The sequence below is a fragment of the Kitasatospora sp. HUAS MG31 genome (genome assembly GCF_040571325.1).
GTDB classification, from domain to species: Bacteria; Actinomycetota; Actinomycetes; order Streptomycetales; family Streptomycetaceae; genus Kitasatospora; species Kitasatospora camelliae.
Map to the genome: position 1 here is coordinate 6,382,816 of NZ_CP159872.1, position 20,116 is coordinate 6,402,931.

The 20,116-nt window shown below is 72.4% G+C and carries 19 protein-coding genes; 16 read left to right on the forward strand and 3 right to left on the reverse strand.

All coding sequences use genetic code 11. The annotated features are described in order from the left end of the window. Window positions 1-56: 56 nt before the first annotated feature. The gene (locus tag ABWK59_RS28505; protein ID WP_354643499.1) at window positions 57-830 is read right to left on the reverse strand and encodes a 3'-5' exonuclease; all 774 of its coding nucleotides are present in this window, start codon (window positions 828-830) and stop codon (window positions 57-59) included. Between the two features lie 259 nt (window positions 831-1,089). Here ABWK59_RS28505 and thrS point away from each other — a divergent pair, with 259 nt between their 5' ends. Together thrS and ABWK59_RS28515 are read left to right on the forward strand one after the other, a co-directional pair. Then, window positions 1,090-3,069: a threonine--tRNA ligase gene (gene thrS / locus ABWK59_RS28510; RefSeq protein WP_354643500.1), complete on the forward strand. Its 1,980-nt coding sequence runs from the start codon at window positions 1,090-1,092 to the stop codon at window positions 3,067-3,069. A gap of 87 nt (window positions 3,070-3,156) precedes the next feature. After that, the gene (locus tag ABWK59_RS28515) at window positions 3,157-3,717 is read left to right on the forward strand and encodes an HIT family protein (RefSeq protein ID WP_354643501.1); all 561 of its coding nucleotides are present in this window, start codon (window positions 3,157-3,159) and stop codon (window positions 3,715-3,717) included. Between the two features lie 76 nt (window positions 3,718-3,793). On the opposite strand, the gene ABWK59_RS28520 is transcribed toward ABWK59_RS28515, so the two are convergent. Then, the gene (locus ABWK59_RS28520) at window positions 3,794-5,434 is read right to left on the reverse strand and encodes a hypothetical protein (RefSeq protein ID WP_354643502.1); all 1,641 of its coding nucleotides are present in this window, start codon (window positions 5,432-5,434) and stop codon (window positions 3,794-3,796) included. 258 nt (window positions 5,435-5,692) lie between these two features. Between ABWK59_RS28520 and ABWK59_RS28525 the strand changes: the two genes are divergently transcribed. Beyond that, on the forward strand, window positions 5,693-6,109 hold the full coding sequence (locus tag ABWK59_RS28525) for a thiol-disulfide oxidoreductase DCC family protein (protein ID WP_354643503.1): 417 nt from the start codon (window positions 5,693-5,695) through the stop codon (window positions 6,107-6,109). A gap of 164 nt (window positions 6,110-6,273) precedes the next feature. Here ABWK59_RS28525 and ABWK59_RS28530 read toward each other — a convergent pair whose 3' ends face one another. Then, entirely contained in the window at window positions 6,274-8,316 is a 2,043-nt protein-coding gene (locus tag ABWK59_RS28530) for an elongation factor G-like protein EF-G2 (protein ID WP_354643504.1), read from the reverse strand. Window positions 8,317-8,568: 252 nt separating this feature from the next. On the opposite strand from ABWK59_RS28530, the gene pgsA reads away from it, so the two are divergent. The 13 genes from pgsA (at window position 8,569) to secD (ending at window position 20,114) form a co-directional block, all read left to right on the forward strand. Next, the gene (pgsA, locus tag ABWK59_RS28535) at window positions 8,569-9,213 is read left to right on the forward strand and encodes a phosphatidylinositol phosphate synthase (protein ID WP_354645137.1); all 645 of its coding nucleotides are present in this window, start codon (window positions 8,569-8,571) and stop codon (window positions 9,211-9,213) included. Then, complete coding sequence (locus tag ABWK59_RS28540) at window positions 9,210-10,217, forward strand: phosphatidylinositol mannoside acyltransferase (RefSeq protein WP_354643505.1); 1,008 nt, start codon at window positions 9,210-9,212, stop codon at window positions 10,215-10,217. The genes pgsA and ABWK59_RS28540 overlap by 4 nt, the downstream gene beginning before the upstream one ends. Further along, window positions 10,214-11,392 (forward strand): glycosyltransferase family 4 protein, encoded by a 1,179-nt coding sequence (locus tag ABWK59_RS28545; protein ID WP_354643506.1) that lies wholly within the window; start codon window positions 10,214-10,216, stop codon window positions 11,390-11,392. The genes ABWK59_RS28540 and ABWK59_RS28545 overlap by 4 nt, the downstream gene beginning before the upstream one ends. 98 nt (window positions 11,393-11,490) lie before the next feature. Beyond that, window positions 11,491-11,883 carry a 5-carboxymethyl-2-hydroxymuconate Delta-isomerase gene (locus ABWK59_RS28550; protein WP_354643507.1) on the forward strand — a complete coding sequence of 131 codons (393 nt, stop codon included), beginning with the start codon at window positions 11,491-11,493 and terminating at the stop codon, window positions 11,881-11,883. Window positions 11,884-11,889: 6 nt separating this feature from the next. Then, entirely contained in the window at window positions 11,890-12,435 is a 546-nt protein-coding gene (locus tag ABWK59_RS28555; protein ID WP_354643508.1) for a hypothetical protein, read from the forward strand. A 183-nt stretch (window positions 12,436-12,618) separates the two neighbouring features. Further along, window positions 12,619-13,533 carry a pyridoxal 5'-phosphate synthase lyase subunit PdxS gene (gene pdxS / locus ABWK59_RS28560; protein ID WP_354643509.1) on the forward strand — a complete coding sequence of 305 codons (915 nt, stop codon included), beginning with the start codon at window positions 12,619-12,621 and terminating at the stop codon, window positions 13,531-13,533. Between the two features lie 88 nt (window positions 13,534-13,621). Then, a complete protein-coding gene (pdxT, locus tag ABWK59_RS28565) occupies window positions 13,622-14,233 on the forward strand; it encodes a pyridoxal 5'-phosphate synthase glutaminase subunit PdxT (protein WP_354643510.1) in 612 nt (203 codons plus the stop codon). 77 nt (window positions 14,234-14,310) lie between these two features. After that, on the forward strand, window positions 14,311-15,066 hold the full coding sequence (locus ABWK59_RS28570) for a YebC/PmpR family DNA-binding transcriptional regulator (protein ID WP_354643511.1): 756 nt from the start codon (window positions 14,311-14,313) through the stop codon (window positions 15,064-15,066). Between the two features lie 116 nt (window positions 15,067-15,182). Beyond that, window positions 15,183-15,830 (forward strand): crossover junction endodeoxyribonuclease RuvC, encoded by a 648-nt coding sequence (ruvC, locus tag ABWK59_RS28575; RefSeq protein WP_354643512.1) that lies wholly within the window; start codon window positions 15,183-15,185, stop codon window positions 15,828-15,830. Continuing rightward, entirely contained in the window at window positions 15,827-16,441 is a 615-nt protein-coding gene (gene ruvA, locus ABWK59_RS28580) for a Holliday junction branch migration protein RuvA (protein WP_354643513.1), read from the forward strand. The genes ruvC and ruvA overlap by 4 nt, the downstream gene beginning before the upstream one ends. A gap of 78 nt (window positions 16,442-16,519) precedes the next feature. Beyond that, window positions 16,520-17,611, forward strand: coding sequence for a Holliday junction branch migration DNA helicase RuvB (gene ruvB, locus ABWK59_RS28585; RefSeq protein ID WP_354643514.1), 1,092 nt, complete (start codon window positions 16,520-16,522; stop codon window positions 17,609-17,611). Window positions 17,612-17,774: 163 nt separating this feature from the next. Then, window positions 17,775-18,167 (forward strand): preprotein translocase subunit YajC, encoded by a 393-nt coding sequence (gene yajC, locus ABWK59_RS28590; RefSeq protein ID WP_354643515.1) that lies wholly within the window; start codon window positions 17,775-17,777, stop codon window positions 18,165-18,167. A 147-nt stretch (window positions 18,168-18,314) separates the two neighbouring features. Further along, a complete protein-coding gene (secD, locus tag ABWK59_RS28595; protein WP_420492865.1) occupies window positions 18,315-20,114 on the forward strand; it encodes a protein translocase subunit SecD in 1,800 nt (599 codons plus the stop codon). The last annotated feature ends 2 nt before the right edge of the window (window positions 20,115-20,116 follow it).

A 20,116-nucleotide genomic window follows, 5' to 3' on the forward strand; every position in this document is an offset into this window, starting at 1 on the left:
AGTCGGGGCCTGCGTCGTTCTGCGTTCCGGGCCCGGCCGGCCGGATGCGGCGGGGCTCAGGCCGCCAACTCACAGCGGTGCTCCGGCTCCAGGCGACGGCCGCAGCCGCACCGGGCCGGGCGCAGCGGCCAGGAGAAGTCCACCCGCTCCGGGGTGCCGGTCCGGTCGAACCAGTTCTGCAGGCCCTGTGCCTGGGCCGCGTGCCAGACCGCCTGGCGCAGGTGGAGCTCGGCCGGGGACATCCGGCCCAGCCGCTGCGGGTTGCGGGTGCCGAGGGTGCGGACCAGTTCCAGGGCCGCAGTCGCGTCCGCCGAGGCGTCGTGGGCGCCGTCCAGTACCACCCCGTAGTGCGCGCAGAGGTCGGTCAGGGTGCGGCGGCCGCGGCGGTAGCGGTCCACGTGCTTGTCGAGCACCCGCGGGTCCAGCACCAGCAGTTCGGTGCCGTCCAGGCTCTCGGTCAGCGAGCAGCCCCGGTGCCGGCGCAGCTCGCGGTCCAGCAGGGTGAGGTCGTACGGGGCGTTCATCACCACCAACGGGACGCCGGTGCGGGCCTGGTCGGCCAGGGCTCGGGCGATCTCCGCCACCACCGTCCGCGGCGGGCGGCCGTGGGCGCGGGCGTGCTCGTCGCCGATGCCGTGAACGGCCCTGGCGGCGTCGGGAATCGGGACGCCGGGGTCGGCCAGCCAGGTCGTGGTGCGCGGGGCGGCGCCCGGCGCGGGCTGGAGGACCAGGGCGGCGGAGACGATCCGGTCTGACTCCACGTCCACGCCGGTGGTCTCGGTGTCGAAGGAGGCGAGCGGACCTAGGTACCAGTGGCGGGACTGCTGCATGACTGCCCCTCAGAGGCCGCACGGGCGGGCGGGCGGCGCGCCACCGAGGACCAGCGGTGCGCCGCTCTGCCGTGGTGATACCGCAGTTGACGCCCACTCAACCGTAATGGCGGAAATCAGTCGCACGCGGTGACGAAGGGGTAACGGAAAGGTGTCGGGTGCGACGTGATAGGTGTGCGAGGCAATGGGTCCGGTCTCGGTACCATGCACAGGCGGCGAATTCGCCGCTCCACAGAAGCCAGAACGTCAGGAGAGACCGGTGACGGACGTCCGGATCATCATCAACCGCGAACCCGATCGGGAAGAGCGCGTGGTGACCACGGGCACGACGGCCGCCGAGCTCTTCGCCGACGACCGCTCGATCATCGCCGCCCGGGTCGGCGGCCAGCTGAAGGACCTCGCGTACGCCGTGCAGGACGGCGACGAGGTCGAGCCGGTCGAGATCTCCAGCAAGGACGGCCTCGACATCCTGCGGCACTCCACTGCGCACGTCATGGCGCAGGCCGTGCAGCAGCTCTTCCCGGAGGCCAAGCTCGGCATCGGCCCGCCGGTCAAGGACGGCTTCTACTACGACTTCGACGTCGAGAAGCCCTTCCACCCCGATGACCTCAAGGCCATCGAGAAGAAGATGCAGGAGATCATCAAGCGCGGGCAGAGGTTCTCCCGCCGGGTGGTCTCCGACGACGACGCCCGCGAGGAGCTGTCGGCCGAGCCGTACAAGCTGGAGCTGATCGGCCTCAAGGGCTCCGCCGCGACCGCCGGCGAGGGCGCCGACGTCGAGGTCGGCGCCGGCGAGCTGACCATCTACGACAACCTGGACGCCAAGTCCGGCGAGCAGTGCTGGGGCGACCTCTGCCGCGGCCCGCACCTGCCGAGCACCCGGCACATCCCGGCGTTCAAGCTGATGCGCAACGCGGCCGCCTACTGGCGCGGCAGCGAGAAGAACCCGATGCTGCAGCGCATCTACGGCACCGCCTGGCCGAGCAAGGACGAGCTGAAGGCGCACCTGGACTTCCTGGTGGAGGCCGAGAAGCGCGACCACCGCAAGCTCGGCAACGAGCTCGACCTGTTCTCCATCCCGGAGCAGATCGGCTCCGGCCTCGCCGTCTTCCACCCCAAGGGCGGCATCATCCGCCGGGCCATGGAGGACTACTCGCGCCGCCGGCACGAGGAGGAGGGCTACGAGTTCGTCTACACCCCGCACGCCACCAAGGGGAAGCTGTTCGAGACCAGCGGCCACCTGGACTGGTACGCCGACGGTATGTACCCCCCCATGCAGCTCGACGAGGGCGTGGACTACTACCTCAAGCCCATGAACTGCCCGATGCACAACCTGATCTTCGACGCGCGCGGCCGGTCCTACCGTGAACTGCCGCTGCGCCTCTTCGAGTTCGGGACGGTGTACCGGTACGAGAAGTCCGGTGTGGTGCACGGCCTGACCCGGGCCCGCGGCTTCACCCAGGACGACGCGCACATCTACTGCACCCGTGAGCAGATGGCGGACGAGCTCGACTCGACGCTGACCTTCGTGCTCAACCTGCTGCGCGACTACGGTCTGACCGACTTCTACCTGGAGCTGTCCACCAAGGACCCGGAGAAGTACGTCGGCTCGGACGACACCTGGGAGGAGGCCACCGCGGTCCTCGCCGCCGTGGCCGAGAAGCAGGGCCTGCCGCTGGTCCCGGACCCGGGCGGCGCGGCGTTCTACGGCCCGAAGATCTCCGTCCAGGCGAAGGACGCGATCGGCCGCACCTGGCAGATGTCGACCATCCAGCTCGACTTCAACCTGCCGGAGCGCTTCGACCTCGAGTACACCGCGGCCGACGGCTCGCGCCAGCGCCCGGTCATGATCCACCGTGCCCTGTTCGGCTCGATCGAGCGGTTCTTCGCGGTGCTGCTGGAGCACTACGCCGGCGCCATGCCGCCGTGGCTGGCCCCGGTCACCGTGACCGGCATCCCGATCACCGACGAGCACGTGCCGTACCTGCTGGACGTGGCGGCCGAGCTGAAGAAGCACGGCATCCGGGTCGAGGTCGACACCTCCGACGACCGCATGCAGAAGAAGATCCGCAACGCCCAGAAGGCGAAGGTCCCCTTCATGCTGATCGCGGGCAACGACGACGTCGAGGCCGGCGCGGTGTCCTTCCGCTACCGCAACGGCGAGCAGAAGAACGGCGTCCCGGTGGCCGAGGCGGTCGCCGAGATCGTGGACGCGGTGGCGCGCCGGATCCAGGTCTGACGGCCGCCGCGCGGAGCGCGGCTCAAGCGGTGGGGCAGGCTCGCAGGAGTCTGCCCCACACCGCTTTGCAACGCCGGTGCGGCGAATATGCTGATCAGCATGATGAGTGAGCCGGAACTGCAGCAGGGCGTGGGGGAGCCGGACGGCTTCCGGCGCCTGTGGACCCCCCACCGGATGGCCTACATCCAGGGTGAGAACAAGCCCACCGGGCCCGCTCCCGACGACGGCTGCCCGTTCTGCTCCATCCCCAAGCTCTCCGACGAGGACGGCCTGATCGTCGCCCGTGGCTCCGCCGTGTTCGCGGTGCTCAACCTGTACCCGTACAACGGCGGCCACCTGATGGTGGTCCCGTACCGGCACGTGGCCGACTACACGGACCTGGACGAGGACGAGACGGCCGAGCTGGCCGTGTTCACCAAGCACGCGATGACCGCGCTGCGGGCGGCCTCCGGCGCGCACGGGTTCAACATCGGGATGAACCAGGGCGCGGCGGCCGGGGCCGGGATCGCGGCGCACCTGCACCAGCACGTGGTGCCGCGCTGGGGCGGGGACACCAACTTCATGCCGGTGGTGGGGCACACCAAGGTGCTGCCGCAACTACTCGCGGACACCCGCAAGATGCTCGCCGAGGTCTGGCCGCAGGGCTGAGCCGACCGTACGGACGCCGCAGGGCCGGTACCGAGAGGACTCCCTCGGGTACCGGCCCTGCCGGGTTCCGGGCGGGTCAGCCGGCGTCGTAGCGGTCGGCGCGGAACGGGCGGCTGCCCTGCATCTCGGACTTCACGATGCCGACGCGGCTGGTGAAGCGGTCCACGTTGACGTCGTGCTCGGCCAGGAAGTCGATGGTCGCCGCCTGCACCGCGTTCACCACCGGGGTGGCCGCGTAGATCGCGTCGTCCGACTTGAACCGGCTGATCCAGGCCAGGTCCGTCCACGCCTGCCGCAGGCAGAACGGCTCCGGCAGGCCGATCGACCCGCCGAGGTACGCCAGCAGCGTCGGGATCCGCAGGAACGGCGCCCGGACCGCCTGCCGCACCACCTCGTCGTTGTCCACCAGCGGCAGCTGGACGGTCTGCGTCTCCCACCGCTTGAACGACTTGCGGACCTCGATCTCCTTGGGCTTGGGCTTCGCCGTGAAGTACCCGACGATCTGGCCCAGGGCGTGCCCGGTGACCCGCACCTGCAGGTTGTTGTGCAGCACCACGATCTCCACCACCATCGTGGTGACCAGCTGGCCCTTGTGGAGCACGTACTGGATGGCGATCCGGTGCCGGGCGTCGCTGCCGAAGGTCTGCTTGTTGGCGATCTCCGCGACGGCGAAGTCGCGCATCCGGTAGCCGTCCATCTCGCTGCCGCCGGGACGGCCGATCTCGTCCGCGCCCTCGGGGATGTCCTGGACCACCCACTGGTGGATCGACGGCCGCGGCATCCCGCCGTTGGGGAGCTCGCTGCCGACCAGGCTGCCGAGCCGCTCGGTGATCTTCCGGGCAAGGTCGTTGATGTGGAAGACCCGGAAGTCCTCCTGGCCCTCGGCGGGCCTGAGGTCCTCGTTGAGTGCCCACTCGCTCCACCGCGCGCCGACGCCGAGGATGCCCTTGGCGCCCGCGTAGTGGTGGATGTTGGTCTCCTGCTCGGCGGCGAGCCGGTCCAGCGCCGCCTTGAGGTCCACCGCCTTCTTGTCCAGGTGGTCCCGCGGGACGGCCTTCGGCACGGTGGCCGCGACCGCGCTGCCGGTGACCAGGGCCTCCCAGCGGGCACGCAGGTCCAGCACGCTGCGCAGGGCGATCCGCTTGGCCAGCAGCCAGCCGAGCACCGGGACGAGCATCATCACCCGCCAGTACAGCGCCCACGGGCCCGTGACCGGCGGGCGCAGCGCGAACAGCACCGCCAGGCCGCCGGCCACCAGCAGGGCCAGCGTGCCGTAGAAGCCCTCGCGAGCCGGGCTGGTCCGCTTCAGGTAGGCACGGGCCTGGAAGGCGGCGAGCCAGATCAGCGTCCCGGGGAGGAAGAGCCCGCCGCAGACCAGGGTCAGCGTGGTCAGCCGCCGGTCCCGGGCGTCCCGCAGGTCCTGGGCGGCGAGGCAGTGCTCGACGACCATGCGGACGTCGGTGCCGAAGGAGGGCACCAGCGGGTTGCGCTTGGGGGCCAGCGTGCGGTCGATCACGGCCCGGCTGAACGCCTCGCCGGCACTCGGCCGGAACAGGGCGAACTTGCCCTTCTTGACCGTGACGCCCGCCAGGCCGCCGAGTTCGGCGTAGTCCCCGTCGCGGTAGGCCGCGGAGGAGAGCGCCTGGGTGACCGCGGTCTGGTTTCCGACGTCCGTCCGGGGTATCTGCGCACCTGGCGTCATGTCCAGCTGACTCACGAAATTCCCCCTCCTCCCCTTGTCAGCGGCAGGTTACCGTGCCGCCGGGCCGCGGCGCGGATGATCGTCTGAACCGCCGTCACTTATCAGCCGTCACCGGTTCACCGGGGATGGTGCCCACTTCGGACGGTTTTCGACCCTCGCCCGGATCCTCGTTCGACCCTCGGCGGATCCCGGTCCGACCTCCGTCCGACCCTCCGGGGAGCCGTTCGCGGTCCGGTCCGACGGGAGCGGGGGCGGATGGGGCAGGATCGGGGCATGGATCCGGTTCTGGTCTTCGACGGCGACTGCGGTTTCTGCACGACCTGCGTGGTCTGGGCGGAGCGGTACCCACGGGCGAGCCTCTCCTCGGCCGGCTGGGAGGCGGTGCCGTACCAGCGCGCCGACCTGGCGGCCCTGGACGGCCTGGCCGGCGGCCGCGGCCTGGTCACCCGGGAGCGGGCCGAGCGGGAGGTGCTCTGGGTCACCCCGGCCGGACGGGTGTACGGGGGTGCGCAGGCGGCGGCCCGGCTGCTGATGCGCTCCGGCGGGGCGTGGGCGTACGCCGGAGGCGCCCTCACGCTGGCGCCGGTCCGGCCGGTCGCGGACGCGGTGTACCGGTGGGTGGCCCGGCACCGGCACCGGTTGCCGGGTGGGACGCCGGCCTGTGCCCTGCCCGTGCGGGCGGCCGGCTGACGGCGGAACCGATTGCCTGGGGGCCGCGACGGAGCGGTGGTGCTGTGAGCTGCCCGGACCTTGCGCTGGGATGCCTTCCGCTTCGCGCAGTTCTCCCCCAGCCTTCGGCCGGGAGGCGCGGGGACCCGACCGGGTCCCCGCGCCCCTCGGTGGTGAGCCGGTGGCTAGGAGGCCTTCTCGTAGTGGGCGGCGAGGTTGGCCGGCATCGGCGCGTGGCGCAGGTAGCTGCGGGAGAACTGGCCGGTGCCGTGGGAGAGCGAGCGGAGGTCCACCGGGTAGCGGGTGAGCTCCAGTTCGGGCACCTCGGCGCGGACCAGGCTGAGTCCGGGCCCGCCCGGTTCGGTGCCGAGCACGTGGCCGCGGCGGGCGGAGAGGTCGCTGAGCACGGCGCCCTGGTACTCGTCGGGCAGCAGCACCCGGACCTCGTCCACCGGTTCCAGCAGCTGGACCTTGGCGTGCGAGGCGGCCTCCCGCAGGGCGAGTGCCGCGGCGGTCTGGAAGGCGGCGTCGGAGGAGTCCACCGAGTGCGCCTTGCCGTCGGTCAGGGTGACCCGGACGTCCACCATCGGGAAGCCGGCCAGCACCCCGTGGGCGAGCTGGGCGCGGACGCCCTTCTCCACCGAGGGGATGAAGTTGCGCGGGACGGCGCCGCCGACCACCTTGTCCACGAACTCGAACCCGCCGCCGGGCAGCGGCTCCACGGTGAGGTCGCAGATCGCGTACTGGCCGTGCCCGCCGGACTGCTTGACGTGCCGGCCGTGCCCGCTGGACGGGCCGCCGAAGGTCTCCCGCAGCGCGACCTTGTACGGGACGGTGTCCACGTGCACGCCGTGCCGGGAGCGCAACCGGTCCAGGACGACGGCCTGGTGGGCCTCGCCGGTGCACCAGAGCACCAGCTGATGGGTGTCGGGGTTCTGCTCCACCCGCAGGGTCGGGTCCTGGGCGGCCAGCTTGGCGAGCGCCTGGGAGAGCTTGTCCTCGTCGGCCTTGCTGTGCGCCTCCACGGCGCAGGGCAGCAGGGCCTCGGGCAGGGCCCAGGGGGCGATCAGTGCGCCGTCGGTGGTCAGGGTGTCGCCGGTCCGGGCGCCGCCGAGCTTGGCGGCGCAGACCAGGTCGCCCGCGAGTGCGTGCGGGACGGGCCGTTGCTGTTTGCCGAACGGGCAGGTCAGCGCGGTGATCCGCTCGTCGGGGCGGTCCGGGAGGTGGACCGCGGTGTCCGGGCGCAGGGTGCCGGAGAACACCCGGACCAGGCTGAGCCGGCCGACGTACGGGTCCTCGCCGGTGTGCACCACCTGGGCGGCCAGCGGGGCGTCCGGCTCGCAGGGCGGCAGTTCGTCGTTGCGGTCCAGCGGGGAGGGGAAGGCCTGGGCGATCAGGTCCAGGACCTCCTCGGCGCCGGGGGCGGGGCCGGCCGGGTCGAGCGGTGGGGCGGTGGCCAGGACGGGGTGCAGGGTGCCCTGGACGACCTCCCGGCGGACGGCCTCGACGAGCGCCGCGGTGTCCAGTTCCTCGCCGGCCAGGTAGCGCTCCAGCAGGGTGTCGTCCTCGCCGGCGATGGCCTCGGCGAGGGCGGTCCGGGCGGCGGCGAGGTCGGGCAGGTCGGCGGGTTCGCCGTAGTGGCGGCCGGTGAGCAGGTCGACCGAGCCGTGCAGCCGGCCCTCCCGGAGGTCGTAGTGGTGCAGCGGCAGGACGGTGTCGGGGTGGCCCTCGCCGAACGCGTCCTGGAGCACGGCGAGGACCTCGTCCAGGTGGACCCGGACGGCGTTGAGGTGGGTGAGCACGATGGCCCGCGGGATGCCCTCGGTGGCGCACTCGCGCCACAGGGCCAGCATCGGCTGGCTGATCGGGTCGGTGGCCGACACCACGAAGAGCGCGGCCTCGGCCGCGCGGAGCCCGGCGTGGAGTTCGCCGGAGAAGTCGGCGTAGCCGGGGGTGTCGAGCAGGTTGATCTTGGTGTCCTGCCAGGCGAGCGGCACCAGCGACAGCTGGACCGAGCGCTGCTGCTGGTGCTCGATGTCCTCGTGGTCGCTCACGGTGGTGCCGTCGGGGACGGTGCCGGCCCGGGTGAGGGCCTTGGCGGTGAGGGCGAGGGATTCGGTGAGGGTGGTCTTCCCGGCTCCGCCGGCTCCGATCAGGGCCACGTTGCGAAGCCGGTCGGGTTCTTCGACGGTCGGTGCGGGGGTGTGGGTGCTAGCCCGGTCCGGCATGGCTGGTCTCCTGCCGTGTGGTGCCCGAAGGCGGTCCGGGAGGTGCGCTGTGGCATCTCGATCACACCGCGTGTGCGCGGAAGTGCCCTGCGTGAGGGCCAGTTGAGCGAAGACCTGCTCGCGGGCGTGGGGCGGCGGAGCTCGCGAACGGCGTGGATACCATTGTCCAGCCGGGCGGGCGGATCCGCTCGGCCGCCTCCCGGCCATCGTCGCCGGGGGTGGATTCCGGTGAGGGGAGCGGTCGGGAAGGCCATGCTCAACAAGTACGCGCGTGCCTTCTTCACACGTGTCCTGACGCCGTTCGCCGCCATGCTGCTGCGCTGGGGCGTGAGCCCGGACGCGGTGACGCTGATCGGGACGGCCGGGTCGGTGGCCGGAGCGCTGGTGTTCTTCCCGCGCGGGGAGTTCTTCTGGGGCACCATCACCATCACCCTTTTCATCTTCTCCGACCTGGTCGACGGCAACATGGCCCGCCAGGCCGGGCGCTCCAGCAAGTGGGGCGCGTTCCTGGACTCGACGCTGGACCGGGTCGCCGACGCGGCGATCTTCGGCGGTCTGGCGATGTGGTACGCCGGCAGCGGGAACAACGACCTGCTCTGCGCGGTGGCGCTGTTCTGCCTGGCCAGCGGTCAGGTGGTGTCGTACACCAAGGCCCGCGGCGAGAGCCTGGGCTTCCCGGTGAACGTGTCCGGGCTGGTGGAGCGGGCCGAGCGGCTGGTGATCAGCCTGGTCGCGGCCGGCGTCTCCGGCCTGCACGCCTTCGGCCTGCCGTACGTGGAGTGGCTGCTGCCGTTCGCCCTGTGGGTGGTCGCGGCGGGCAGCCTGGTGACGGTGCTGCAGCGGATGCTGACGGTCCGTCGGGAGGCCTTCGAACAGGAGCAGGTGGGGGCACGGTGAAGGACCGGTTGGTCGAGTCGGCGTACGCGCTGGGCTGGTCGGCGGTGAAGCACCTGCCCGAGCCGGCCGCCCGCGGGCTGTTCAACCAGCTCGCGGACTACGCCTGGCGGCGGCGGGGCAAGCGGGTCCTCCAGTTGGAGGCCAACCTGCGCCGGGTGCACCCGGAGGCGGACGCCGCCGCGCTGCGGGAGCTGTCCCGGGCCGGGATGCGCTCCTACCTGCGGTACTGGATGGAGTCGTTCCGGCTGTCGACCTGGAGCCTGGAGCGGATCGCCGCGGCCATGCCGGCCAAGGGCCTGGAGCCGCTCAACGAGGCGATGGCGGCCGGCCGGGGCGCGATCCTCGCGCTGCCGCACATGGCCAACTGGGACCTGGCCGGCGCCTGGATCGCCTCGGCCGGCGGGTACCCGTTCACCACGGTCGCCGAGCGGCTGAAGCCCGAGGGGCTGTTCGACCGGTTCGTGGCGTACCGGGAGGGCCTGGGGATGGAGGTGCTGGCGCTGACCGGCTCCGACGTCTCGGTGATCGGCACCCTGGCCCGCCGGCTGCGCGAGGGCAAGCTGGTCTGCCTGGTCGGCGACCGCGACCTGTCCGAGGCCGGGATCCCGGTGGAGTTCTTCGGCGAGCGGACCCGGATGCCGGCCGGCCCCGCCGCGCTGGCCCAGCGCACCGGCGCCGCGCTGTTCCCGGTGTCGCTCTGGTACGACGGGCCGCTGATGCACGCCGAGGTGCACCCGGAGATCCCGGTCCCCGCGGAGGGCGACCGCCGGGAGCGGACCGCCGCGATGACACAGGCCCTGGCCGACGTGTGGGAGGGCGCGATCCGCGAGCACTCGGCGGACTGGCACATGCTGCAGAAGCTGTGGCTGGCCGACCTCACCCCGCGCCCGGACCGCCCGGCGGCTCCGGCCACCGCGGGCCCGGAGGCCGCCGCGGCGGGTCCCGGGGCCGCGCCCGGCGCGGTGGCGCGCGAGGACGGCGAGCCGGTGGGGGGCGAGCGGTGAAGATCGGAATCGTCTGCCCGTACGACTGGGACGTCCCCGGCGGGGTGCAGTTCCACATCCGGGACCTGGCCGAGCACCTGATCCGGCTCGGGCACGAGGTGTCGGTGCTGGCGCCCGCCGAGGACGAGGAGGCGCTGCCGCCGTACGTGGTCTCGGCCGGGCGCGCGGTCGCCGTGCCGTACAACGGCTCGGTGGCGCGGCTGAGCTTCGGCATCCTCTCCGCGGCCCGGGTGCGGCGCTGGCTGCACGACGGCCGGTTCGACATCCTGCACGTCCACGAGCCGGCCTCGCCGAGCCTGTCGATGCTGGCCGCCTGGTCCGCCTCCGGTCCGATGGTCGGCACCTTCCACACCTCCAACCCGCGGTCGCGGGCGATGATCGCCGCCTCGCCGATCCTCCAGCCGGGCCTGGAGAAGATGAGCGCCCGGATCGCGGTCAGCGAGTACGCCCGCCGCACCCTGGTCGAGCACCTCGGCGGCGACGCGGTGGTGATCCCCAACGGCGTGGACGTCCGGTTCTTCGCCGACGCCGAGCCCGACCCGCGCTGGCAGGGCCACGCGCTGGACGGCAGCCCCGGCACGATCGGCTTCATCGGCCGGATCAACGAGCCGCGCAAGGGCCTGCCGACGCTGCTGGCCGCGCTGCCGCGGATCCTCGCCGAGCGGCCGGGCGTCCGGCTGCTGGTGGCCGGCAAGGGCGACCAGGAGGAGGCCGTCCAGGGGCTCGCGCCCGAGGTGCGGGCGCAGGTGGAGTTCCTCGGGATGGTGTCCGACGAGGAGAAGGCGCGGCTGCTGCGCAGCGTCGACCTCTACGTGGCGCCGAACACCGGCGGCGAGAGCTTCGGGATCATCCTGGTCGAGGCGATGTCGGCGGGCGCGCCGGTGCTGGCCAGCGACCTGGACGCGTTCCGGCAGGTGCTGGACGGCGGGGACGCGGGGGAGCTGTTCCCGATCGAGGACGCCCAGGCGCTGGCGCAGTCGGCGGTGAAGCTGCTGGGGAACCCGCAGCGGCTGGGCGAGCTGCGGGAGGCCGCGGCCAAGCATGTGCGGCGGTTCGACTGGGAGACGGTGGGGGCGGACATCCTGTCCGTCTACGAGACCGTCACCGACGGCCGCCCGCCGGTCGCCGACGTCGAGCCCACGGGCTGGCGCGGACGCCTGGGCCTGGGGAGCTGACCGCCGGGGAGTCGACCGCCGGGGAGCTGAGCGCGGCGGGGACGCCCCGGTGGTCTACGGTGTGCCCGTAGATCCCGTACGACCCCCGGGGGTATCCCATGCCGCAGATCGCCGTCGACTACTCGGAGCGGCTGGCCGACCGGTTCGACCGGCGGGGGTTCGGGGTGGCGGTGAACCGGCTGGCGGTGGAGCTGATCGGGGCGACGCCGAACTCCTGCAAGCTGCGGTTCCGGCGGGTCGAGGAGCCGGTGGTCGGGGCCGACCCGGACACCTACGCGCTGGTGTTCGTAGAGTTCCAGATCTTCCCCGGCCGCACCCCGGAGGCCAAGGTGGCGCTGAGCGAGGCGGTGCTGGCGGCGCTCCCCGGGTACCTGGCCGAGGAGCCGGGCGCGGCCCCCGTCCAGGCGGCGGTGAACATCATGGACATCGACCGCGACTGCTACCGCGGGACCACCCTGGACGCGCCCGCCGCCCGATCCGGAGTACGGTAACGCCCCGTGACTACCTGGATCTGGGCCCTCGCGGCCGTCGTGCTGTTCGCCGTCTACCTGAGCTGGACCGCCGGCCGGCTGGACCGGCTGCACGCCCGGATCGACGCCGCCCGCGCCTCGCTGGACGCCCAGCTGGTCCGCCGCGCCTCGGTGGCGCTGGAGCTGGCCACCTCCAACCTGCTGGACCCGGCGGCGTCACTGCTGCTGTACGAGGCGTCGCACGCGGCCCGGCAGTCCGAGGACGAGCACCGCGAGGTGGCGGAGAGCGAGCTGAGCCTGGCGCTGCGCGCGGTGTTCGCCGAGCCGGAGCAGGTGGCGGCGCTGCTGGAGGCGCCCGGCGGCGCGGAGGCTGTGAAGGATCTCACTGCGGCGGTGCGCCGGGTGCCGATGGCGCGGCGGTTCCACAACGACGCGGTCCGGGCGGCCCGGGCGGTGCGCGAGCACCGGCTGGTGCGCTACCTCCGGCTCGCCGGCCGGGCGCCGTTCCCGCTGGCCTTCGAGATGGACGACGAGCCGCCGGTGGCGCTGACGCCCGAGGGCGCGCCCGCCTGAGAGGGTGGGACCGGGCTCGTGACACCGTCCTCCGGGAGGTCTTCGGAGCACCGGAACACCCGTGATTTCCAGCCGGTTTGTCGCAACCGAACGGTCAGGCTGGACTGGATGGCGCATGGGTAAGGGGTGTTTCGGGCCTACGATAGGGCGATAGCACTGGTTCATTCTTCGAGTGAGGTTTACGTGTCCACCACCCCCTCCGTCACCGCAGACCAGCCGCAGATCGGCACCGCCCGGGTCAAGCGCGGCATGGCCGAGCAGCTCAAGGGCGGTGTGATCATGGACGTCGTCACCCCCGAGCAGGCCAAGATCGCCGAGGACGCCGGTGCCGTCGCCGTCATGGCGCTGGAGCGGGTCCCCGCCGACATCCGCAAGGACGGCGGCGTGGCCCGGATGTCCGACCCGGACATGATCGAGGGCATCATCAACGCGGTGTCCATCCCGGTCATGGCGAAGTCCCGGATCGGTCACTTCGTCGAGGCCCAGGTCCTCCAGTCGCTGGGTGTCGACTACATCGACGAGTCCGAGGTGCTCACCCCGGCCGACGAGGTCAACCACTCCGACAAGTGGGCCTTCACCACCCCCTTCGTCTGCGGCGCCACCAACCTGGGCGAGGCCCTGCGCCGGATCGCCGAGGGCGCGGCCATGATCCGCTCCAAGGGCGAGGCCGGCACCGGCAACGTGGTCGAGGCCGTCCGCCACCTGCGTCAGATCAAGAACGAGATCGCCAAGCTGCGCGGCTTCGACAACAACGAGCTGTACGCCGCCGCCAAGGAGCTCCGCGCCCCGTACGAGCTGGTCAAGGAGGTCGCCGAGCTCGGCAAGCTGCCGGTCGTGCTGTTCTCCGCCGGTGGCGTGGCCACCCCGGCCGACGCCGCGCTGATGCGCCAGCTGGGCGCCGAGGGCGTCTTCGTCGGCTCCGGCATCTTCAAGTCGGGCGACCCGGCCAAGCGCGCCGCCGCCATCGTGAAGGCCACCACCTTCTTCGACGACCCGAAGATCATCGCCGACGCGTCCCGCAACCTGGGCGAGGCCATGGTCGGCATCAACTGCGACACCCTGCCCGAGTCCGAGCGCTACGCCAACCGCGGCTGGTAGTCACCGGCTCCGACGGCCCGCCGCGCAGCTCCGGCGCGCGGCGGGCCGCGCCACGTACTCGCCCAACGACCCAGAGGTAGCAGAAATCGTGAGCACTCCCCTCATCGGCGTCCTGGCCCTGCAGGGCGACGTCCGCGAGCACCTGATCGCGCTCGCCGCCGCCGACGCCGTCGCCCGCCCGGTGCGCCGCGCCGAGGAGCTGGCCGAGGTGGACGCGCTGGTGATCCCCGGCGGCGAGTCCACCACCATGTCCAAGCTGGCGCTGAACTTCGGCGTGATGGACCCGCTGCGCGAGCGCGTGGCCGCCGGCATGCCGGTCTACGGCACCTGCGCGGGCATGATCATGCTGGCGGACAAGATCCTGGACGGGCGCGACTACCAGGAGACCGTCGGCGGCATCGACATGACCGTCCGCCGCAACGCCTTCGGCCGGCAGAACGAGTCCTTCGAGACCGCGATCCCGTTCCAGGGCCTGGAGGGCGAGCCGGTCAACGGCGTCTTCATCCGCGCCCCCTGGGTGGAGTCGGTCGGCGCCGGCGTCGAGGTGCTGGCCGAGGTCCCGGCCGCCGACGGCCCGGACAGCCGGATCGTCGCCGTCCGCCAGGGCAACCTGCTGGCGACCTCGTTCCACCCCGAGCTCACCGGTGACCACCGGGTGCACGCCTACTTCGTCCGCATGGTCGAGGCCGCCGCGCAGTGACCGTGTGCGACCCCGGGTGGTCGCACCGGTAAGATCTCCTCTGTTCATTTCCCATTGGCGACGTAAAGGAGCTGGCGATGTCCGGCCACTCTAAGTGGGCTACCACCAAGCACAAGAAGGCCGTGATCGACGCCAAGCGCGGCAAGCTCTTCGCCAAGATGATCAAGAACATCGAGGTGGCGGCGCGCACCGGCGGCGGCGACCCGGCCGGCAACCCCACGCTCTACGACGCCATCCAGAAGGCGAAGAAGAGCTCCGTCCCGATCGACAACATCAACCGGGCCGTCAAGCGCGGCTCCGGTGCCGAGGCCGGCGGCGCGGACTACTCGACCATCATGTACGAGGGCTACGGCCCGAACGGCGTGGCCGTCCTGATCGAGTGCCTCACCGACAACCGCAACCGCGCCGCCTCCGACGTGCGCGTGGCGATGACCCGCAACGGCGGCTCGATGGCCGACCCGGGCTCGGTCTCGTACATGTTCACCCGCAAGGGCGTCGTGATCGTCCCCAAGGCGGACGGCGTGGACGAGGACAAGGTGCTCGACGTCGTCCTGGACGCCGGTGCCGAGGAGGTCAACGACCTGGGCGAGGCCTTCGAGGTGCTCTCCGAGGCCACCGACATGGTCGCCGTCCGCACCTCGCTGGTCGACGCCGGCATCGACTACGACTCGGCCGAGGCCAACTTCGTCCCGAGCGTGCAGGTCCAGCTGGACGCCGACGGCGCCCGCAAGATCTTCAAGCTGATCGACGCCCTCGAGGACAGCGACGACGTCCAGAACGTCTTCGCCAACTTCGACGTCTCCGACGAGATCATGGCCGAGCTGGACGCCTGATCCCGACCGTCCCCACCGCCGCCCGGCAGTCCCGCGACTGCCGGGCGGCGGTGTGTCCGGAGGGTTGTCGGTGGGGCCCGCTACGCTGCGGGAGGCGAGAAAGGCGGGGCGTTCGAGTGCGGGTGCTGGGTGTGGACCCTGGGCTGACCAGGTGCGGAGTGGGCGTGGTCGACGGCTCGCCCGGCCGTCCGCTGACCATGGCCGGGGTCGGCGTGGTGCGGACGCCCGCGGACGCGGAGCTCGGGCACCGGCTGCTGGGCATCGAGCAGGGCCTGGAGCAGTGGTTCGACGAGTACCGGCCCGACCTGGTCGCGGTGGAGCGGGTGTTCGCCCAGCACAACGTGCGGACGGTGATGGGGACGGCGCAGGCCAGCGCGGTCGCCGTGCTGTGCGCCACCCGGCGGGGGATCCCGGTCACCCTGCACACCCCCAGCGAGGTCAAGGCCGCCGTCACCGGCTCCGGGCGGGCCGACAAGGCGCAGGTCACCGCGATGGTCACCCGGCTGCTGAGGCTCGACGCCCCACCCAAGCCGGCCGACGCGGCGGACGCCCTGGCGCTCGCCATCTGCCACATCTGGCGCGGCGGGGCCACCGACCGGATCGCGGCCGCCCTGGCCAGAACCAAGGCGGCCGGGGCCGCCGGCCGACCGCAGGGGGCGCGTGCGGCGGTGCGCGGCGCGGGGGCCTGGGGCCGCGGCCTCGCGCCCCGTACCGTGTCCCGCGCCGCTGAAGCACACCCGTCCAGCAAGGGAGAGACCCCATGATCGCCTTCGTTCAGGGGCCGGTGGCCGCCGTCGCCGGTGGCACGGCGGTGGTCGAGGTCGGCGGCGTCGGCATGGCCGTCCAGTGCACGCCGTCCACCCTGGCCGCCCTGCGGATCGGCGAGCCCGCCCGGCTGGCCACCTCGCTGGTGGTCCGCGAGGACTCCCTCACGCTGTACGGCTTCGCGGACGACGACGAGCGCGCCGTGTTCGAGATCCTCCAGGCCGCCCCCGGCGTGGGCCCGCGGCTGGCCCAGGCGATGCTCGGCGTGCACAGCCCCGACGCGCTGCGCGTCGCCGTCGCGAACGGCGACGAGAAGGCGCTGATCGCGGTGCCCGGCATCGGCAAGGCCAAGGCCGCCAAGCTGCTGCTGGAGTACAAGGACAAGCTGGGCGCCCCGGTCGGCGCCGTCCCGGCGCAGAAGCCCGCGGTGGCCACCGGTCCCGCGCCCTGGTACGAGCAGCTGCACGCCGCGCTGGTCGGCCTCGGCTACGCTCCGCGCGAGGCGGACGAGGCGGTCTCGGCCGTCACCCCGGAGGCGGAGGCCCAGGCCACGCCGGACGTCGGCGCCCTGCTGCGGTCCGCCCTGCGCGGGCTCAACCGGGCCCGCTGACCGGCGGTCCGCCGACCCGCGCGCGACCATCAATCCACCTGACGACCTGTCACTTTGTCGACATTGGAGCCCGCCCCGATGAGCCCGTACGACTCCGACCCCGCCGACCGCCTGGTCACGCCGGCCGCCGACGGCGAGGACCAGGCGGTCGAGGCGGCGCTGCGCCCCCGGCAGCTGGACGAGTTCATCGGCCAGGAGCGGGTGCGCGAGCAGCTCTCGCTGGTGCTCCAGGCCGCCCGCCAGCGCGGCTCCGCGCCGGACCACGTGCTGCTCTCCGGTCCGCCCGGGCTCGGCAAGACCACGCTGTCGATGATCATCGCCGCCGAGCTGGGCGCCCCGATCCGGATCACCTCGGGGCCCGCCATCCAGCACGCCGGCGACCTGGCGGCCATCCTGTCCTCGCTCACCGAGGGCGAGGTGCTGTTCCTCGACGAGATCCACCGGATGTCCCGGCCCGCCGAGGAGATGCTCTACATGGCGATGGAGGACTTCCGGGTCGACGTGATCGTCGGCAAGGGCCCGGGCGCCACCGCCATCCCGCTGGAGCTGCCGCCGTTCACCCTGGTCGGCGCCACCACCCGGGCCGGCCTGCTGCCGCCGCCGCTGCGCGACCGCTTCGGCTTCACCGGGCACATGGAGTTCTACGCCCCCGCCGAGCTGCAGCGGGTGGTCCACCGCTCGGCCGGCCTGCTGGACGTGGAGATCGACCCGGCCGGCGCCGCCGAGATCGCCGGCCGCTCCCGCGGCACGCCGCGGATCGCCAACCGGCTGCTCCGCCGGGTCCGGGACTACGCGCAGGTCAAGCACGACGGCCGGGTCAGCCGGGAGATCGCGGCCCAGGCGCTGGACGTCTACGAGGTGGACGCCCGCGGCCTCGACCGGCTCGACCGCGCGGTGCTCGACGCGCTGCTGCGGCTGTTCGGCGGCGGCCCGGTCGGCCTGTCCACGCTGGCGGTCGCGGTGGGGGAGGAGTCCGAGACGGTCGAGGAGGTGGCCGAGCCCTTCCTGGTGCGCGAGGGACTGCTCGCCCGTACTCCGCGCGGGCGGATCGCGACCGCCGCGGCGTGGCGTCACCTCGGGCTCACCCCTCCGGCCCAGGGCGGCCGGATCGGCGCGTCCGCCCAGTCTGAGCTGTGGGGGGACGGATCGGACGGCGGCAAGGCCGGCTGAAATCCGGTGCCGTCGAGGGTCGCCACTTTCGGCGGCAGGATGCGATGCTTGGCGTTGTCCGATCGTTTAGGGTCGCCTAGACTCCGCCGGACCGCCCCTCTCACCCGATGGGCCGACGTATACCACTGGGCAGCCGAACAGGCAGCCCGTTAGGACCCTGGCTGTGGCTAACCTCATCATTCTCCTCCTCCCGATCCTCGCGATCTTCCTGATGTTCCGTTCTCAGAAGAAGCGCCAGGCACAGCAGCAGACCATGCAGTCGACGCTGCAGCCCGGGTCGGGTGTCCGGACCATCGGCGGCATGTACGCGCTGGTGAAGGCCGTGAACGACGAGACGATCGAGCTGGAGATCGCCCCGGGCGTGGTGACCCACTACACCAAGAGCGCGATCGCGGCCGTGCTGGAGCCGCTGGAGTACGACGCGATCATCAACGGTCGCCCGGCGGAGGACGAGTCGGTCGAGGCCGTGGACGGCGTGGACACCGAGAAGGCCCTGTCCCTGGAGAAGGACGGCAAGGCCGACGGTGCCGCCGACGGGGCTCCCGAGAGCAAGTAGTACGGCCGGGCCGGACATCGGCCCAGCGGCAAACGCGCCGCAAGCCCACAGGACCTCAGGGCCGCCGCGTGCCGTGCAAGCCCGTCCGGCCACGTGCCGGGCGGCGTACGCGGCACGCGGTGGCATGGACAGGGAGAAACGAGCAAGGTGGCAACACCCAAGTCGCGCCCGCGCGACGGCTACCCGGGACGGGCGCTGGCGCTCATCCTGACGGTCACCGTCGCACTGGTCGCCGTCATGTTCGCGACCGGCCACAAGACGCCGCGCCTGGGCATCGACCTCGCAGGCGGTACCAGCGTCACGCTGACCGCGAAGTCGGACGACCCCGCGGCGATCAACAAGTCCAACATGGACATCGCCGTCGGGATCATCCAGAAGCGCGTCAACGGCATGGGCGTCTCCGAGGCGGAGGTGCAGACCCAGGGCGACAACAACATCATCGTCAACATCCCCGACGGTGGTGACCAGCAGGAGTCGATCAACAAGGTCGGCGACACCGCCAAGCTCTACTTCCGCCCCGTGCTGGCCCTCGCCCCGACCGGCGTCCAGGCCAACGCCACGCCGTCGGGCTCCCCGAGCGGCAGCGCCACCCCGAGCGGCGCCGCCTCGCCGACCGCCGCGGCCACCGGTGCCGCCGCCCCGGCCGCGAGCCCGAGCGGTGCCAAGGCCACCGCCAGCCCGAGCGCCAGCAAGGCCGGCCGCGCGGTCTCCGACGCCCTGCTCGCCGACCCGACCGCCTCCGGCAGCCCGGCCGCCAGCGCCCCCGCCGCCACGCCGAGCGCCGCCGCCACCGCGCCGAGCACCCCCGACATGTCCGCCGCGCTCACCCAGGGCACCGTCCCCGCCGACCTGCAGAAGCAGTTCGCCGCGCTGGACTGCTCGGTCGCCGGCCAGCGCCAGGACTACCAGACCGACCCGGCCAAGGCCACGGTCGCCTGCTCCTACGACGACGAGTCGGGCCTCTGGTACAAGTTCGCGCTCGGCCCGGTCGCCGTGAACGGCCAGGACGTGGACAAGGCCCAGGCCGTCTACGACACCCAGCAGGCCGGCGGCTGGCAGGTCCAGCTGTCCTTCACCGACAGCGGCTCCCAGGCGTTCGCCGACACCACCGGCGCGCTGGCCGCCCAGGCCCCGCCGGCCAACCAGTTCGCCATCGTGCTGGACGGCAAGGTCGTCTCCCACCCGTACGTCCAGCAGTCGATCACCGGCGGCTCGGCGGTCATCTCGGGCAGCTTCACCCAGGCCGACGCCAAGAGCCTGGCCAACGTGCTCAGCTACGGCGCCCTGCCGCTCGACTTCACCAAGAGCGACGTCACCACCGTCTCCCCGCAGCTCGGCGGCGAGCAGCTGAAGGCCGGCCTGGTCGCCGGTCTGATCGGCCTGATCCTGGTGGTCGTCTACTCGCTGATCTACTACCGCGGCCTGGGCCTGGTCTCCATCGCCGGCCTCGCGGTCTCCGCGGTGCTCACCTACGCGATCATGACCCTGCTGGGCGCCGGCATCGGCTTCGCGCTGAACCTGCCGGCCGTCTGCGGCGCCATCGTCGCCATCGGCATCACCGCCGACTCGTTCATCGTCTACTTCGAGCGCATAAGGGACGAGGTCCGCGAGGGCGCCCCGCTCCGCGCGGCCGTCCAGCGCGCCTGGCCGCGCGCCCGCCGCACCATCCTGGTCTCGGACTTCGTGTCCTTCCTGTGTGCCGCGGTGCTGTACGTGGTCTCGGTCGGCAAGGTGCAGGGCTTCGCCTTCACCCTGGGCCTGACCACCCTGCTCGACGTCGTGGTGATCTTCCTGTTCACCAAGCCGCTGATCACCCTGCTGGCCCGCCGCCCGTTCTTCGCGAACGGCCACCCGTGGTCCGGCCTGGACCCGAAGCGCCTGGGCGCCCGCCCGCCGATCCGCGGTGGTCGCCGCCGTCCGTCGTCCGCCGCCCCCAAGGAGGCCTGACC

Excerpts from the sequence above, each read along its gene's own strand:
- ABWK59_RS28505 (WP_354643499.1), bottom strand. The coding sequence starts at position 830 with ATGCAGCAGTCCCGCCACTGGTACCTAGGTCCGCTCGCCTCCTTCGAC.
- ruvB (WP_354643514.1), top strand. The coding sequence starts at position 16,520 with ATGAGCCCGTACGACTCCGACCCCGCCGACCGCCTGGTCACGCCGGCC.
- ABWK59_RS28550 (WP_354643507.1), top strand. The coding sequence starts at position 11,491 with ATGCCGCAGATCGCCGTCGACTACTCGGAGCGGCTGGCCGACCGGTTC.
- ABWK59_RS28530 (WP_354643504.1), bottom strand. The coding sequence starts at position 8,316 with ATGCCGGACCGGGCTAGCACCCACACCCCCGCACCGACCGTCGAAGAA.
- ABWK59_RS28525 (WP_354643503.1), top strand. The coding sequence starts at position 5,693 with ATGGATCCGGTTCTGGTCTTCGACGGCGACTGCGGTTTCTGCACGACC.
- pgsA (WP_354645137.1), top strand. The coding sequence starts at position 8,569 with ATGCTCAACAAGTACGCGCGTGCCTTCTTCACACGTGTCCTGACGCCG.
- ruvA (WP_354643513.1), top strand. The coding sequence starts at position 15,827 with ATGATCGCCTTCGTTCAGGGGCCGGTGGCCGCCGTCGCCGGTGGCACG.
- ABWK59_RS28570 (WP_354643511.1), top strand. The coding sequence starts at position 14,311 with ATGTCCGGCCACTCTAAGTGGGCTACCACCAAGCACAAGAAGGCCGTG.
- ABWK59_RS28515 (WP_354643501.1), top strand. The coding sequence starts at position 3,157 with ATGCTGATCAGCATGATGAGTGAGCCGGAACTGCAGCAGGGCGTGGGG.